The sequence below is a fragment of the Ramlibacter sp. PS3R-8 genome, from assembly GCF_037572435.1.
GTDB lineage: Bacteria > Pseudomonadota > Gammaproteobacteria > Burkholderiales > Burkholderiaceae_C > Ramlibacter.
Genome location: NZ_JBBHGT010000007.1, coordinates 166,136 through 181,146 on the forward strand (window position 1 = coordinate 166,136; position 15,011 = coordinate 181,146).

General features: G+C 64.9%; 13 protein-coding genes and 1 pseudogene. 11 read left to right on the forward strand and 3 right to left on the reverse strand.

The annotated features are described in order from the left end of the window. Positions 1 to 19 precede the first annotated feature (19 nt). From WG902_RS20610 to WG902_RS20655, 10 genes are all read left to right on the forward strand, one after another. Complete coding sequence (locus tag WG902_RS20610; RefSeq protein WP_340062082.1) at positions 20 to 1,186, forward strand: efflux RND transporter periplasmic adaptor subunit; 1,167 nt, start codon at positions 20 to 22, stop codon at positions 1,184 to 1,186. Further along, positions 1,183 to 4,359: an efflux RND transporter permease subunit gene (locus tag WG902_RS20615; RefSeq protein WP_340062083.1), complete on the forward strand. Its 3,177-nt coding sequence runs from the start codon at positions 1,183 to 1,185 to the stop codon at positions 4,357 to 4,359. The genes WG902_RS20610 and WG902_RS20615 overlap by 4 nt, the downstream gene beginning before the upstream one ends. Beyond that, positions 4,356 to 5,858 (forward strand): TolC family protein, encoded by a 1,503-nt coding sequence (locus WG902_RS20620; RefSeq protein WP_340062084.1) that lies wholly within the window; start codon positions 4,356 to 4,358, stop codon positions 5,856 to 5,858. Before WG902_RS20615 ends, WG902_RS20620 begins: the two co-directional genes overlap by 4 nt. A gap of 60 nt (positions 5,859 to 5,918) precedes the next feature. Beyond that, positions 5,919 to 8,516 carry a heavy metal translocating P-type ATPase gene (locus WG902_RS20625; RefSeq protein ID WP_340062085.1) on the forward strand — a complete coding sequence of 866 codons (2,598 nt, stop codon included), beginning with the start codon at positions 5,919 to 5,921 and terminating at the stop codon, positions 8,514 to 8,516. A 27-nt stretch (positions 8,517 to 8,543) separates the two neighbouring features. Further along, positions 8,544 to 8,810, forward strand: a complete 267-nt coding sequence (locus WG902_RS20630; RefSeq protein ID WP_340062086.1) for a glutaredoxin family protein — start codon at positions 8,544 to 8,546, stop codon at positions 8,808 to 8,810. A gap of 6 nt (positions 8,811 to 8,816) precedes the next feature. Then, positions 8,817 to 9,839: a 2Fe-2S iron-sulfur cluster-binding protein gene (locus WG902_RS20635; RefSeq protein WP_340062087.1), complete on the forward strand. Its 1,023-nt coding sequence runs from the start codon at positions 8,817 to 8,819 to the stop codon at positions 9,837 to 9,839. 46 nt (positions 9,840 to 9,885) lie between these two features. Continuing rightward, complete coding sequence (cueR, locus tag WG902_RS20640) at positions 9,886 to 10,374, forward strand: Cu(I)-responsive transcriptional regulator (RefSeq protein ID WP_340062176.1); 489 nt, start codon at positions 9,886 to 9,888, stop codon at positions 10,372 to 10,374. A gap of 209 nt (positions 10,375 to 10,583) precedes the next feature. Further along, the gene (locus WG902_RS20645) at positions 10,584 to 10,781 is read left to right on the forward strand and encodes a heavy-metal-associated domain-containing protein (protein WP_340062088.1); all 198 of its coding nucleotides are present in this window, start codon (positions 10,584 to 10,586) and stop codon (positions 10,779 to 10,781) included. A gap of 203 nt (positions 10,782 to 10,984) precedes the next feature. Beyond that, the gene (fdx, locus tag WG902_RS20650) at positions 10,985 to 11,323 is read left to right on the forward strand and encodes an ISC system 2Fe-2S type ferredoxin (protein WP_340062089.1); all 339 of its coding nucleotides are present in this window, start codon (positions 10,985 to 10,987) and stop codon (positions 11,321 to 11,323) included. Between the two features lie 347 nt (positions 11,324 to 11,670). After that, a complete protein-coding gene (locus WG902_RS20655) occupies positions 11,671 to 12,105 on the forward strand; it encodes a GNAT family N-acetyltransferase (RefSeq protein ID WP_340062090.1) in 435 nt (144 codons plus the stop codon). Positions 12,106 to 12,285: 180 nt separating this feature from the next. Here WG902_RS20655 and WG902_RS20660 read toward each other — a convergent pair whose 3' ends face one another. The 3 genes from WG902_RS20660 to WG902_RS20670 are packed head-to-tail and all read right to left on the reverse strand — an operon-like array spanning position 12,286 to position 14,028. After that, complete coding sequence (locus WG902_RS20660; RefSeq protein ID WP_340062091.1) at positions 12,286 to 12,945, reverse strand: glutathione S-transferase family protein; 660 nt, start codon at positions 12,943 to 12,945, stop codon at positions 12,286 to 12,288. 7 nt (positions 12,946 to 12,952) lie between these two features. Next, positions 12,953 to 13,567 carry a glutathione transferase GstA gene (gene gstA, locus WG902_RS20665; RefSeq protein WP_340062092.1) on the reverse strand — a complete coding sequence of 205 codons (615 nt, stop codon included), beginning with the start codon at positions 13,565 to 13,567 and terminating at the stop codon, positions 12,953 to 12,955. Positions 13,568 to 13,608: 41 nt separating this feature from the next. After that, a complete protein-coding gene (locus WG902_RS20670; protein WP_340062093.1) occupies positions 13,609 to 14,028 on the reverse strand; it encodes a DoxX family protein in 420 nt (139 codons plus the stop codon). A 129-nt stretch (positions 14,029 to 14,157) separates the two neighbouring features. On the opposite strand from WG902_RS20670, the pseudogene WG902_RS20675 reads away from it, so the two are divergent. After that, positions 14,158 to 14,988 (forward strand): annotated as a pseudogene (locus WG902_RS20675) (LysR family transcriptional regulator). Positions 14,989 to 15,011: the final 23 nt, after the last annotated feature.

Genomic DNA, 15,011 nt, shown 5'->3' on the forward strand with positions numbered 1-15,011 from the left:
TGTCGCGAAAGGAAAAACGATGAAAGTCAAACGCGTAACCCTGATCCCCGCTGCGATGGGGATCGCCCTCGCTATCGCCGGATGCAAGGAGACGGTGCCCTCCGCCGCTCCCGCAAAGCCACCCGGCGTTCCCGTGGCCGAGGTCATCGTTCGCCCTGTGACGCCCTTTGCGGAATTCACCGGCTCGCTGACGGCAGTCAAGAAGGTTGAAGTGCGCCCACGGGTCGCCGGCTACATCCATGCCGTGAGCGTGCCTGAGGGCCGCTTCGTACAAAAGGGCCACGAGCTTTTTCTCATCGATCCGAGAGTGTTGCAGGCCGCGCTGACTGCCGCAACGGCACGCCTGCGAGAGGCCGAAGCGGCATCGTTGCTCGCCCAGACCGAACATGCGCGAGCCGAACAGCTGTTCGCCCAGAAGATCGTTGCACGTGATCGCCTCGACACCGCAACCGCCGCGCTGAATGCGCGCAAGGCACAGGTCGACGCCGCAAAAGCAGCACTGGATGCCGCGCAATTGGAGCTGAGTTTCACGCGCGTCACGGCGCCGATCAGCGGACGCATCGGCCAGACCCTCGTCACCGAGGGCAACTACGTCGCAGGTGGCGTGACGCCGCTCACGACGATCGTCTCAGTCGATCCGCTCCATGTGCATTTCGATGTCGACGAACGCACGTACCTGCGGTCTCTCGCCGCAGGCCGAGCGAACGCTGCCACGCAGGGGTCACAGGCGGCAAAGGTCATGGTGGCATTGCTCACCGACAAGACGTATAGCCGGCCTGGTCGCGTCGACTTCCTCTCGAACACCGCCGATCGTGGGACAGGGACGGTGCGTATCCGCGCTGTTGTCAGCAACCCCGATGGGCAGTTGACCCCCGGTCTTTTTGCCAAGGTCAAACTGGAGACCGGCGCGCCGCAAGCCAAGGTTCTGGTCTCCGATCAATCGGTCGGAACCGACCAGGGCCGCCGTTATGTGCTCGTCGTCGGCAAGGACGACAAGACGGAATACAGGCCCGTCGAGCTTGGTCCGGTGGTCGACGGTTTGCGGGTCATCGAGCAAGGCCTGCAGCCGGGCGAGCGCATCGTCGTCAAGGGGCTGGTGCGCCCGGGCATGCAGGTGACGCCACAGCCGGCCGCGATAGACGGCGCGCCCATGGCGGCGGCGCACGCCTCGGGAGCCGCACAATGACTTTCCCACGCTTCTTTATCGATCGCCCGATCTTTGCCATCGTCCTGTCGATCCTGATCGTGATCGCAGGAATCGCTGCCTTCTTCCAATTGCCGCTCAGCGAGTACCCGGCGGTGACGCCACCGACGGTGCAGGTGACCGCGTCCTACCCGGGCGCCAATCCCAAAGTGATCGCCGAGACGGTGGCAGCGCCCCTCGAACAGGCGATCACAGGGGTTGAGGGCATGCAGTACATGTCGTCGCAATCAGCAACCGATGGCCGGATGGTCCTGACCGTCACCTTTGCGCAAGGAACGAACGCCGACATGGCGCAGATCCAGGTGCAAAACCGGGTCGCACGCGCGCTGCCGAGGTTGCCAGAGGAGGTCCAGCGCCAAGGTGTCGTCACGCAAAAGACTTCGCCGGACATCCTGATGGTGGTTCACCTGCTGTCGCCCGACAAGCGCTACGACCCCCTCTACATCTCGAACTATGCCTACCTCCAGGTGCGCGACGAACTGTCCCGCATCCCGGGGGTCAGCGACGTGCTGGTTTGGGGCGCTGGCGAATACAGCATGCGCCTCTGGCTGGATCCGAGCCTGATCGCCGCACGCGGGCTGACGGCTGGCGACGTGATTGCCGCCGTGCGTGAGCAAAACGTGCAGGTGGCGGCTGGTTCCGTCGGCCAGGCGCCCAATTCGAGCGCCGCATTCCAGGTGACGGTGAACACGCTCGGGCGCCTGGCCGACGAGAAGCAGTTCGGCGAAATCATCGTTCGCACGGGCGGCGACGGCCAGGTGACGCGGTTGCGCGATGTCGCACGCATCGAGATGGGGGCCGATGCCTACGCATTGCGCAGCCTGCTGGACGGCGAGCCCGCCGTCGCGCTGCAGATCGTCCAAAGCCCGGGGGCCAACGCCCTCGACGTCGCGCAGTCGGTGCGGACCACCATGAAGCGGCTTGAAGCCAGCTTCCCGGCCGGACTCAGCTCGAGGATCGCCTATGACCCGACGGTCTTTGTCCGAGCCTCGCTGGAATCGGTGGCAACCACACTGCTGGAGGCGATCCTTCTTGTCGTCATCGTGGTGGTGCTGTTCCTGCGCAATTGGCGGGCTTCGCTCATCCCCCTCATGGCAGTCCCAGTGTCCTTGATCGGCACCTTCGCCGTCATGCATCTGATGGGCTTCTCGCTCAACACCTTGTCCCTGTTTGGCCTGGTGCTGTCGATCGGCATCGTGGTCGATGACGCGATCGTCGTGGTCGAGAACGTTGAACGCCACATTGAAGATGGCGAGGAACCCGCCCAAGCCGCCAGGCGCGCCATGGACGAAGTCACCGGTCCGATCATTGCGATCACCTCGGTGCTCGCCGCCGTTTTCATCCCGACCGCTTTCCTGAGCGGTCTGCAAGGTGAGTTCTATCGCCAGTTCGCGCTCACCATCGCCATCTCGACCATCCTGTCGGCAGTCAACTCGCTCACGCTGAGCCCCGCTCTTGCGGGAATGCTGTTGCGGCCGCGTAAGGCTGGCGTCGTGCCTGACCCGAACAGCCTGCGAGGCCGTGCTGATCGCTGGATCCAGGTTCTTGGCCGGCCATTCCGGCGTGCACCAGACGCTTATGGCAACACGGTTCGCAAGGTCGTGCGGGTCAGCGGAGTAGCGCTCCTGGTTTACGGCGGACTTCTCGCACTGACCTTCCTCGGATTCAAGGCCGTCCCGCCGGGCTTCGTGCCAATGCAGGACAAATACTATCTGGTGGGGATCGCCCAGCTACCCAACTCGGCATCGCTGGATCGCACCGACGCGGTCGCCAAGCAGATGTCGAAGATCGCGCTTGCTGAACCTGGGGTCGAAAGCGTCGTGGCGTTCCCCGGACTGTCGATCAACGGCTTCGTCAACGTACCGAACGCCGCGGTCATGTTCGTCATGCTCGACCCGTTCAAGGACCGCACGACGCCCGATCTCACTGCGACCGCCATCGCGGGCCGTCTGCAAGCGAAGTTCGCAAGCATCCCGGACGGCTTCCTCGGCGTGTTCCCGCCGCCACCCGTGCCCGGGCTCGGCGCAACGGGTGGCTTCAAGATGCTGGTCGAGGATCGCGGGGGCGTCGGACTGGATGCCCTGGTCCAGCAGACGCAGATCCTGATGACGAAGGCCACCGAGTCAGGACAGGTGGCCCGGCTTCTCACCAGCCTGGACGTCAATGCTCCGCAGCTGGACGTCGCCATCGATCGTACCCAGGCCAAGAGCCAGGGGGTCCGTCTGGCAGATGTCTTCGAGTCGCTCCAGGTCTATCTCGGATCCCTCTATGTCAACGACTTCAACCGCTTGGGCCGGACCTACAAGGTGACGGCCCAAGCGGATGCGGACCACCGCATGCAGGCCGAAGCCATCGGCCGCTTGCAGGTGCGCAACTCCGCCGGCGACATGCTGCCCTTGTCCTCGTTCGTCACCATCTCGCCGAGCTCCGGTCCGGACCGCGTGATCCGCTACAACGGCTACCCATCCGCCGACATCTCGGGCGGCGCCATGCCGGGGGTCAGTTCGGGTCAAGCAGTTGCCGTCATGGAGCGCCTGGCAAAAGAGGTTTTGCCCCAAGGCATGACCTTCGAATGGACTGACCTCACCTACCAGCAAAAGCTGGCCGGAGATTCGGCACTGTTCATCTTCCCGCTGTGCGTGCTGCTTGCCTATCTCATCCTCGCAGCGCAATACAACAGCTGGCTGCTGCCGTTGGCGGTCCTGCTGATCGTGCCGATGTGTCTGCTGAGCGCGATCGTTGGCGTCTGGCTGGTGGGCGGCGACAACAACGTGTTCGTCCAGATCGGGCTCATCGTGCTCGTGGGTTTGGCCGCCAAGAACGCAATCCTCATCGTCGAGTTCGCCCGCGATCGCGAGGCCCATGGATCCAGCGCTTTGGATGCGGTCATCGAGGCGTGCCGATTGCGGCTGCGGCCCATCATGATGACCTCGCTTGCCTTCATCGCTGGGGTTGTTCCGCTGGTATTGGCAACCGGCGCCGGGGCCGAGATGCGGCAAGCCATGGGAATCGCGGTCTTCGCGGGAATGCTCGGCGTGACGCTGTTCGGATTGTTCCTGACGCCGGTCTTCTATGTCGTGTTGCGCGGCCTGTCCGCTCGCTTCGAGCGGCGCAGGTCAATCGACTCCTCGCGCATGGAGGTGAGCACGTCATGAGAAGTCTCTATCAAGCCGTTCTGCCCAGTCTGACCGCACTCCTCCTGGCCGGATGCGCCGCGGTAGGCCCCAACTACTCACCGCCGACGCTTCCCACGCTGTCTTCGTCGCAGTTCCTGGCCGGCTTCGGTGAGACACCTGCAGGTCTCAGCTCTGGTGCCGTGGAGGTGGCTTGGTGGCGCGCCTTCAACGACCCGGCGCTGGCCACCTTGGTCCAGCGGGCTCTCGCCGCGAACCATGACATCGGCATCGCTGCTGCGCGGCTCGAACAGGCAAAAGCCCTGCTGGGCGAGAGCCGTCAGGGTTTTCTGCCGAGCGGCGGCGCCGTGCTCGGACATGAGAACCGTCGCCGCAGCGTGGTCGAGACGCCGCTTGGCCAGCCGCGCCGGATCGAAACTTATCGCGGCGCGGTCGACGCTTTCTGGGAAATCGATCTGTTCGGCCGTGTGCGGCGGTCGGTGGAGGCCGCTCAAGCGCAAGCGGGCTCACGCGAGGCGCTGATGCGCGGTATGCAGGCGGGGGTCGCCGCCGCGGTGGCCGCCACGTGGTTCGAGCTACGCGGTATCGAAGCCGAACTCGCTGTGGCGACCGACATCAGCCAAAGCCAGCGCGAAAGCCTCGGCCAGGTTGCGCGCCTCGTGCGCGCCGGTTCCGCCAGCGAGTTCGACCGGCTCCGTGCCGAAGCCTTGTTGCGCCAAGTAGAGGTGGCCGTGCCAGAGCTGGAGCGGCGCCGGGCGGCCACCACCAACGCACTGGCCATCCTCCTTGGGGAGATGCCTCAGACGTTCAAGCCACCCGTTGCCTCGCCTGCGCACGAAACGCTGACCGTTCGAACAATTGCCGTGGGGGACCCCGCCGCACTCCTGTCGCGGCGCGCCGACGTTGCGGCCGCTGAACGAACCCTTGCTGCGTCGACTGCACAAATCGGAGTCGAAACCGCCGGTCTCTACCCCGAGCTCCAGGTGCAAGGCTCGATTGGCGTCGTTGCCGGAAGTCTCGATGCAATGAGTGGCGCTGGAGTGTTGACCAGCTTCCTCGGCCCGGTGATTCGCTGGTCCTTTCTGGATACCGGGCGCGTGCGTGCCCGGATCGCGGCCAGCGAGGCACGCACCAAAGAGGCGTTGATCGTCTACGACCAGACCGTGTTGCGCGCATTGCAGGAAACCAATGACGCCTTCAAAGCCTATGGCGCTGCGGGCAGCGCGCTTGAGCTGCGTCTGCTCGAGTCAGCGGCAAATCGCGAGGCGGCTCGGCTTGCCCGCGTGCGGTTTTCAGCAGGTGAAGGAATCTACCTGGATGTGCTGGAGGCTGAACGATCCGACTTTGAAAGCCGGCGTGCGTTGACAGTGGCCCGCACACACCAGCGGCTTGCCGTTGTCAGCATCTACAAGGCGCTGGGCGGCGGCTGGGAGATCTGCGTGCGGTCGGACCAGGACTGCGGAGGAGCCGACGGGAGTTCAAACCTGCGCGTCGTAGAAAAAGCTGCCCACAGGCCTTGACCTTCCCATAGTGGGAAGCTTGAAACTCGTATTCATCGAAATCATTCAAGGGGTTTTTCCATGACTTCCGTTGCCCGGCAAGACGCCATGCGGCCCACGTCCTCGCTGACTCGACTGAGCCTGCCGGTCGAAGGAATGACCTGTGCTTCATGCGTGGGTCGTGTCGAGCGCGCGCTGAAAGACGTCCCCGGCGTGCAGGCGGCGGCGGTCAATCTCGCCACCGAGCGCGCCGACATCACGTTCAGCGGCCAGGCCGATCCGCAGGCGGCGGTCCACGCCATCGAGAAGGCCGGCTACACCGTTCGCGAAGAGACCACCGAGCTCGCCATTGAGGACATGACCTGCGCGTCGTGCGTGGGGCGTGTCGAGAAAGCGCTCTCACAGATTCCGGGCGTGCTCGAAGCTAACGTCAATCTGGCGACCGAGCGTGCGCGGGTTCGCCACCTCGCCGGGGTTGTCGCCTTGGCTGATCTCGAGGGGGCGGTCGAACGTGCGGGTTACAAGTCCCGTCGCTTATCAGCCGAAAGTCCGACTGCAGTCGACCAAGACGCCGAGCGTCGCGAGGCCGAGGCACGGGCGTTGCGGCGCGCCTTGCTCATTGCATCCTTCCTCACTTTGCCAGTCTTCGCCCTCGAGATGGGTTCTCACCTCATTCCCGCCATGCACCATTGGGTGATGGGGGTCATGGGTGAGCAGACGAGCTGGTATGTCCAGTTCGCGCTCGCCACCCTTGTGCTGTTCGGCCCGGGTCTGCGCTTCTTCCAAAAGGGAGTGCCGGCGTTGCTGCGCGGCGCACCCGACATGAACTCGCTGGTCTCTCTCGGCACGGCAGCGGCTTATGGTTATTCGGTGGTCGCGACCTTCATGCCTGAAGCGCTTCCGCCGGGCACCGCCAACGTCTATTTTGAAGCGGCCGTCGTCATCGTGACCTTGATCCTGCTCGGACGCACGTTGGAGGCGCGCGCCAGGGGGCGGACCTCCCAGGCGATCAAGCGACTTGTCGGTCTTCAGGCCAAAACCGCACGCGTCGAGCGCAACGGGGAGACGGTCGAGATTGCACTTGATCAGGTGACGACCGGTGACATCGTTCTCGTTCGTCCTGGGGAAAAGATTCCGGTGGATGGGGAGGTCGTCGAGGGCGCCTCTTATGTCGACGAGAGCATGATCACCGGCGAGCCGGTGCCTGCGTCGAAAGGGGCGGGCGCCGAGGTCGTCGGAGGGACGATCAATAAAACGGGTGCTTTCAGCTTCCGGGTCACCAAGGTCGGTGCGAACACGGTGCTCGCGCAGATCATCCGCCTGGTCGAAGAAGCGCAGGGCTCCAAGCTGCCGATCCAGGCGCTAGTCGACAAGGTGACAATGTGGTTCGTCCCGGCAGTGATGGCAGCCGCCGTGCTGACCTTCCTGGTCTGGCTGATCTTCGGCCCGGATCCGGCGCTGACCTTCGCGCTCGTGAATGCGGTCGCGGTTCTGATCATTGCCTGCCCATGCGCCATGGGGCTGGCCACGCCGACCTCGATCATGGTCGGTACGGGCCGGGCGGCCGAACTCGGCATTCTCTTTCGCAAAGGCGAAGCCTTGCAGTCACTGCGCGATGTGAGCGTTATCGCGCTCGACAAGACCGGCACCCTGACCAAAGGGCGCCCAGAGCTGACTGACCTCGTTCCCGCTGAGGGCTTCGAATACAGTGAAGTCCTGGCTCTCGTGGCGGCGGTCGAGACCCGCTCCGAGCACCCGATCGCCGAAGCGATCGTCGCAGCCGCAAAGCAGCGAGACATCACGTTCGCACCCATCGAGGCCTTTGACGCAATACCGGGCTTTGGCGTTTCGGCCAGGGTCGCTGGTCGGACGGTCGCCGTCGGCGCTGACCGGTTCATGTCGCAGCTCGGTCTTGATGTGGCGAGTTTCCTGCCGACCGCCCGGCGTCTAGGTGAGCAAGGTAAGAGTCCGCTCTATGCCGCGATCGACGGCCGCCTGGCGGCGGTGATCGCTGTCGCCGATCCGATCAAAGAGACGACGCCTGCGGCGATCAAGGCGCTGCACGCGCTCGGACTCAAGGTGGCGATGATCACCGGCGACAACGCAGCTACGGCCCAGGCCATCGCCAGACAACTCGGCATCGATGAAGTCGCGGCCGAGGTCTTGCCCGACGGAAAGGTTGCGGCGCTCAAGAGGTTTCGGAGCAATGGCGCGCGGGTGGCCTTCGTGGGTGACGGGATCAATGACGCGCCGGCGCTCGCCGAAGCGGATGTCGGGCTCGCCATCGGCACGGGAACCGATGTCGCCATCGAGGCAGCTGATGTGGTGCTGATGTCGGGCGACCTGCGTGGCGTGCCGAATGCCATTGCGCTGAGCCAGGCGACGATCCGCAACATCAAGCAAAACCTGTTCTGGGCTTTTGCCTACAACGCCGTGTTGATTCCGGTTGCTGCGGGCGCGCTCTATCCGGTGAACGGCGCGCTGCTTTCGCCGATCTTCGCCGCAGCCGCGATGGCTCTCTCCAGTGTCTTCGTGCTCGGCAATGCGCTTCGGCTCAGGAGCTTCCGGGCTCCGATGACAGTCGAGAACCGCACCGGGTTCCCGGCGAACGCGGCGGCGGTGGCCCACGCCGCGCCTGGTGAGCGCGCTTTCATCCCGAACCGACCCGCCGCCGACTGAACGGCACAAGACATCGAGGAGGCCGTCATGGCTAGCGAATCTCATCCCGAAGTAATCGTCTACACCACGCCGACCTGCCCTGACTGTTGGGCGCTGAAGGCGTGGCTGAAGAGTGAGGGGATCGCATTCGACGAACGCGATCTCTCCTACCCCAAGATCATGGCCGAAGCCAAGGCGCGCACCGGTGTGCGCGTCGCTCCGATCACATTGGTGGGGGAGACGGTCTTCTACGGCACGTTCCAGTCGCAAAAACCGGGCTTGACTATGGCGCTCGGTCTATCCAGTACCGCCTGACGCGCCATGACTAAATTTGTCGATATACGCCAGGCCGCACGCACGCTTGCGGTGCCGGAGGGCGTCACCATCCTGGATGCGGCACTTGCCAATGGGATCGCCTATCCGCATGGTTGCCGCTCCGGGCGATGCGGGGCCTGTAAGTCGCGCCTCTTCAGCGGCAAGGTTGACCTTCTCGAACACAGTCGCTTCGCGCTCTCAGGCGAGGAGAAAGCGCAGGGGCTGATCCTCGCCTGCCGCGCGATACCGACAACGGATGCGACCGTTGCCTGGCTTGATGGCATGGACGACACCCCATCCCACCCGCGCCGCTGTCTGAATGGCCGCGTGACGTCGACAGCGGACGCTACACATGACATCAAACGGATCGAGATCGTCACCGAGGGGGCCGAGCGGCTCGCCTTTTCGGCAGGGCAGTACGCTCGGCTCACATTCCCGGGTGCTCCCACCCGCGACTATTCAATGGCAAGCGGGCCAAGCGAGCGAGCACTCGAATTCCACATCCGCCGAGTGCCGAATGGAGCCGCGACCGAGCGAATCCACACGCTGTTGAAAATCGGCGATCCGGTGATGGTCGAAGGGCCATTCGGCTCTTCCTACCTGCGCGATCAGCATGCCGGGCCTATCCTCTGCATCGCCGGGGGCTCTGGGCTTGCGCCGGTCAAAGGGATCATCGAGGCTGCAATGGCGCGGGGCATGAAGCAGCCGGTTCATGTCTATTTTGGCGCGCGCAGCGACCGCGATCTCTATCTCGTAGACCATTTCGAAGGTTTGACGAAGCGGCACCCCAACCTGAGCTTCACGCCCGTCCTCTCCGATGCCCCTGTTGCGGCGCGCTGGCGTACCGGGTTCGTGACTGACGCCGTCGCTAATGACCTGAAGGAACTTGACGGCTGGAAGGCCTATGTCGCCGGGCCCCCACCGATGGTCGAAGCAGCCATGCAAATCACGACGGCACGAGGTCTGCGGTCTGAGGACGTGCATGCCGACGTGTTCTTTACGCCCGCAGAAGCATCAGCGCCTAGGTAAGTGCAAGGCTTCCGATCGGTTGACGCGCCCCTAGAGGAAAAGAATGATGAATATCGGTGAAGCAGCCAAGTTCTCTGGCGTCTCCGCGAAGATGATTCGCTATTACGAACAGATTGGCTTGGTTCCGCAAGCCGCTCGTTCTGACTCAGGCTACCGACATTACAGTTCGTCGGACGTACATAGCCTTCGCTACATTCGCCGCGCACGCGACCTCGGCTTCTCCGTTGAACAGATCTCGGAGCTACTTGTCCTGTGGCGCGACCGTGACCGCGCGAGCGCCGACGTCAAGGCGATGGCGCTTTCCCATGTGGCGGGATTGAAGGCGAAGATCGCCGAACTGCAAGCGATGGCGCAAACGCTCGAGCACCTGGCCGATCACTGCCACGGTAACGACCGCCCGGATTGTCCGATCATTGCGGATTTGGCTGAACCTACGGCTGCCGCGGCGGCGGAACATTGTTCACAGGCTCCACACAGAACCCCGCGGTTTGGGGTCGACACGCCTGCCTCGTCGCGCCATCGCGCCGCCACGTGAACTGAGGCCGAACGGGCACGAGCTTGCCGAGCGTCGTTCTCACCTAAGTGTGCTTCGCGCTTCTTCGCTTTCCTCCCTTCTCCGGTGCGCGCAAACGCGGTGCAAGAACTTCGCCAGGGGACGGGAGGCAAAAAACTTTCTGAGAAGCGCTTGACCTTGCCACGCTGTCAAACCCCACATTAGTTGGACAGATTGACAACCAGGAAATCATGATGCTTCGTTTCCACATTCCGAACATGACCTGCGGCGGCTGCGCGAAGTCCGTCACCAATGCGCTGCTGAGCGTCGATCCGCAGGCCCGTATCGAGGCCGACCCGCCCGCGCGTGAGGTTCGGGTCCATAGCGCGGAGGATGAGCGCGCTTTCCTTGCGGTGCTTATCGAGGCGGGGTACCCGGACAAGCGGTGATCCTTAGCGACTACCTACTGATCGAGCGACTCATGCAGATCGAGCATCGTCTATCAACCGACGTCCCAGGGGTCGATGTTGCGGCGCTCCCGGCAGTCTCGGTAGAGGCGCCGCTTGGCGAAGGCCCGGCGCAACAACAGGTTCGACGCGATGCTTTCGTGTCGGCAATCGAGCACACCACGCAGCGGGAGTAGCAGCTCGACATGCCTAGACTTACTGTATTGCCACATGCGGAACTTGCACCGGATGGCGCCGTGTTGGACGTCACCTCAGGTACCTCCATCTGCGAAGCCCTGCTAGAAAACGGCATCGAGATCGAGCATGCGTGCGACCTGAGCTGCGCGTGTACTACCTGCCATTGCATTGTCCGCAGTGGGTTTGAGTCTCTGAACGCTCTGGAAGAGTGCGAGGATGATCTGCTCGACCGCGCGTGGGGCCTTGAAGCACAGTCGCGCCTGAGTTGCCAAGCGATCGTGGGACGCGACGATCTCACCGTGGAGATTCCTAAGTACACCTTGAATCACGCGAAAGAAGAACACTGAGCGGCTTGGGGGACGTAGGAGAGGTTCTTAAGACCGAGCGCACAACCGGCGCCGTCCTCGCGCTGGTCCCGCCGGCGCTGCTGTGCATTTCCGCGGAGCGCTTCCTCGAAATCCGGGAATTGCCGCGCGCGGGCGCACAGGCTAGATTCGCATGGAGTCGGCAATCGTCGGCTGCAAACAGGAGAGCCGATATGGGTCGTACGAACACCGCGCAAGCGTCGCCGCCCCTTCTGATTCCAGCGCGTTCAGGCCAGCCTCGCCCTGCGCGACGGCGAGGGCAACCCTCGCGCGGCTCGCCGTGCGCATCCGACCGATTAGCGCGGGCGACCTGGGGCTCACCACGGTTCGTGGCCAGGCTCTCCGAACGCACCCGCTACCTGCGTTTCTTCTCAACCCGCAAAATCGCGGGCGAGGAGCTCCGCCGGTGCACCGAACTCGACGCCTCGCGCGAAGGGGCGCTAGTCGCAGTGGCCCAAGCGGAAGGCCAGGAGCTGCAAGTCGGCGTCGCACGCTTCGTGGATCTCGCGGACGCTGGCAACTCCGAGCTCGCGGTGGTGGTCGCGGACGAGTGGCAGGGGCTCGGCGTGGGCCGAGCTCTCATGTGCGCCGTGATCGAAGCCGCGCGCCGGCACGGCGCTGGTCGCCTGGTCGGATCAGCGTTGTCGGAGAACGCGGCGATGCTGGGGCTTGCGCGCGAGTTCGGGTTCCGGACGTGGCGGGAGCCAGGAAGCGCCTCCGTGACCGAACTCGCGCTGAATCTCTCGCAGCAGGCAATCCACTGATATGGTTGAGACAAGCGAGGCACCCCACCGCTAGCCCTACCGACCAGATTCGACTGAGCCGGCGGCTGCCCTGAGAGGATGGTGGCCAAAAAGCTGGGAGACGTGCAGTACCCGCTGGGCGCTTCCAGTGAGTGCAGTCGGTTCCTAAACCTCCCACGTGCTTCGGGTTCCTGGGGGCGGCTATTGCATTCGGCGCGACAGCTCGCTTGCTCGCTCGCGCAGGAACGCCCGCAGGCGGGCGTCGTAGTCCGCCACCGCCGCGGCGCGCACGGATGGGCGCTGCGCCAGCGCCGCGCGCCAGGCGCCGACTCGTGGCGTGCGGGAGAACCAGCCCGGCTCGCCCAGGGCCTCGAACGTGCCGAAGTAGCGGAACACCGGCGCGAACACCGCGTCGACGATGCAGAAGCCGGCGCCGGCGAAGAACGGGCCCTGCGGATGCAGCGCCTGCTCCAGTTGCGCGAAGCGCGCCTCCAGCACCTCGCGCTGCGCCTGCGGTGCGGCCGCATCCGGCGCCGTGTAGTACGCCCAGATGGTGTTCAGCACCGAGGAGCCGAATTCCATCCAGCCACGGTGGCGCGCGCGCAGCAACGCATCGGCCGGATGCAGCCGCGGCGCCAGCGTCTCGTCGAGGTACTCGCAGATCACCGCCGACTCGAACACCGGGTCGCCGCCGACCAGCAGCACGGGCGTCTTGCCGAGCGGTGAGACGGCGTTGAACCAGTCCGGCTTGGCGGCGAGGTCCACCCAGCGGCGCTCGAACGGGACGCCCTTTTCGTGCAGCACGATGGCGGCGCGTTGCACGTAGGGGCAGAGGTGGTGACTGACCAGGGTGAGGTCCATGGCGACGTCAATCCTTCAGCAGGCCTTCGGCGCGAAGCGTCGCCTGCACGTGCGGCCGGGCGCGAACGCGTCCCATCCAGGCCGAGAGGTTCGGGAAAGCAGCGAGGCTGATGCCCAGCATGGGGGCCCAGCTAAGGATGGTGAAGGCATAGGCATCGGCCACGGTGAAGCGGTCGCCCACCAGCCACTCGCGGCCGGCCAGCCGCGAGTCGACGTCGGCAAACCGCGCGGCCAGCTTGTCCTTGACCGCCTTGCGGGTCGAGTCCGCGGTCTCCTTGTGGAACAGCCAGGGGCTGAAGGACTTGTGCAGTTCGCTGGAGACGAAAGTGAGGCACTGCTGCACCACGAAGCGGTCGCGGCTGCCCACGGCGGGGATCAGGCCGGACGCGGGCGCCAGGTCGGCGACGAACTGCAGCAGCGCGGCGACCTCGGTGTGGCGGCTGCCGTCGTCCAGTTCCAGGACCGGCACGTATCCGCGCGGGTTGATGGCACGGAAGTCGGCGCCTTCTTCGGTGCGAGCGGCGACCGTGTCGACCTTCACGTAGTCGGCGGCGAGTCCGGCTTCGCGCAGCGCGATGTGAACGGCCTGCGAGCAGTAGGCGGGAGAGAAATAGAGCTTCATGGGGACCTCTTTGAATGAATTGACGGGACAGGAGAAAACGCTCAGGCGGGCACCAGAGCGCGGCTGCGGCGGGCGGCCCAGGCGCCGTCGCCGACCAGCCAGTGGGCGAGGGAGGCGGCCAGCAGGAACACCGGGTACTCCCAGCCGCCGTTCGGATTGGTGAACACCCAGCCGTTGGGCAGGTGCACCCAGGCGGCCCCCACCAGGATGGGCGTGAGGAGAAGCGAGACCTGGCGGCCATAAAAGCCAAGCACGATCGCGATGCCACCGGCCAGTTCGAAGGCGACCACCGGATAGGCGAGCGCGCCGGGGAGGCCGACGCTGTCGAAGAAGCGTGCCGCGCCGGGCAGCGTGAACACCAGCACCTTGAGCAGGGCATGGGTGATCCACATGGTGCCGAGCGCCAGTCGCAGCAGGGTGGGGCCGTGGGACGGCAGGTCGTTGGATGGGGTGGAAGGCATGGATGGCTCCTGGGTTTGCGGTGGGTGGAAGCGAACTGTAGGATTGCAGAGTCGCAACGGAAATAGGCGCGAGTGAAAACTTCCATTGCAAAGCCGCAATACGATCTGACCGCCGCTGACCTCGGCGTGGTGTTGGCGCTGGTTCGCGGCAGATCGCTGGCCGAAGCGGCGCACCGCAGCGGTAGCGACCCGTCCACCGTGTTCCGCGCTCTCCAGCGGCTGGAGAAGTCGCTCGGTCAGCGCCTCTTCGAGCGCACCCGCCGGGGCTACCTGCCGACCGAGGCGGCCAGCGAAGTGGCGCGCCATGCTGAACGCATCGAGGCGGAGCTCGAGTCGGCGCGCGCCGCGGCTTCGGGCGCAGGCGCACAGGTGAGCGGTCGCGTGCGGCTGACCACTACCGACTCGGTGCTGCGCGGGTTGGTGCTGCCTAGGTTACCGGCGCTGGCGCGCGCGCATCCGCTGCTGCAACTCGAGCTACATGCCGGCAACCAGCTTATGAGTCTGTCGCGGCGCGATGCCGATTTGGCCCTGCGGGCTACGCCGCGCCCGCCAGAGCATTTGGTCGGCCGCGAGCTGGGCCGCATCCGATTTGCCGTGATGGGCGTGCGCGGGCAGCAGGCCAAGCCGCTGGAGGCGCTGGATTAGATCGCGCCCGACGAAGCGATGCCCGAACACCCCTCGGTTCGCTGGCGGCGTAAGCATCTGCCCAAGCTGGCGCCACGCCATTTAGTAGACGGCATCGTGGGCGTCGCCGACGCCATCCAGGCCGGCCTCGGCGTGGGCGTGCTGCCGCTTTTCATGCTGGAAGCGGAGCCAAGCCTGAAAGCATTGTCGGCGCCCTTGGAGGGCTGCGAGTCGACACTGTGGCTCCTGGCGCATCCGGAGTCGCGCCACCTGCGCCGCATCGCCACCGTATACAAGCACCTGTCGGACGCGATCTGCCTGCCCTCGGGTAGCTGAGCTCCACTCGCGAGCACTTCATC

What these genes read in the sequence shown, in the direction of transcription:
- gstA (WP_340062092.1), bottom strand. Translation starts at nt 13,567, where the DNA reads ATGAAGCTCTATTTCTCTCCCGCCTACTGCTCGCAGGCCGTTCACATC.
- WG902_RS20610 (WP_340062082.1), top strand. Translation starts at nt 20, where the DNA reads ATGAAAGTCAAACGCGTAACCCTGATCCCCGCTGCGATGGGGATCGCC.
- WG902_RS20625 (WP_340062085.1), top strand. Translation starts at nt 5,919, where the DNA reads ATGACTTCCGTTGCCCGGCAAGACGCCATGCGGCCCACGTCCTCGCTG.
- WG902_RS20635 (WP_340062087.1), top strand. Translation starts at nt 8,817, where the DNA reads ATGACTAAATTTGTCGATATACGCCAGGCCGCACGCACGCTTGCGGTG.
- WG902_RS20660 (WP_340062091.1), bottom strand. Translation starts at nt 12,945, where the DNA reads ATGGACCTCACCCTGGTCAGTCACCACCTCTGCCCCTACGTGCAACGC.
- WG902_RS20670 (WP_340062093.1), bottom strand. Translation starts at nt 14,028, where the DNA reads ATGCCTTCCACCCCATCCAACGACCTGCCGTCCCACGGCCCCACCCTG.
- WG902_RS20630 (WP_340062086.1), top strand. Translation starts at nt 8,544, where the DNA reads ATGGCTAGCGAATCTCATCCCGAAGTAATCGTCTACACCACGCCGACC.
- WG902_RS20620 (WP_340062084.1), top strand. Translation starts at nt 4,356, where the DNA reads ATGAGAAGTCTCTATCAAGCCGTTCTGCCCAGTCTGACCGCACTCCTC.
- cueR (WP_340062176.1), top strand. Translation starts at nt 9,886, where the DNA reads ATGAATATCGGTGAAGCAGCCAAGTTCTCTGGCGTCTCCGCGAAGATG.
- WG902_RS20615 (WP_340062083.1), top strand. Translation starts at nt 1,183, where the DNA reads ATGACTTTCCCACGCTTCTTTATCGATCGCCCGATCTTTGCCATCGTC.
- WG902_RS20645 (WP_340062088.1), top strand. Translation starts at nt 10,584, where the DNA reads ATGATGCTTCGTTTCCACATTCCGAACATGACCTGCGGCGGCTGCGCG.
- fdx (WP_340062089.1), top strand. Translation starts at nt 10,985, where the DNA reads ATGCCTAGACTTACTGTATTGCCACATGCGGAACTTGCACCGGATGGC.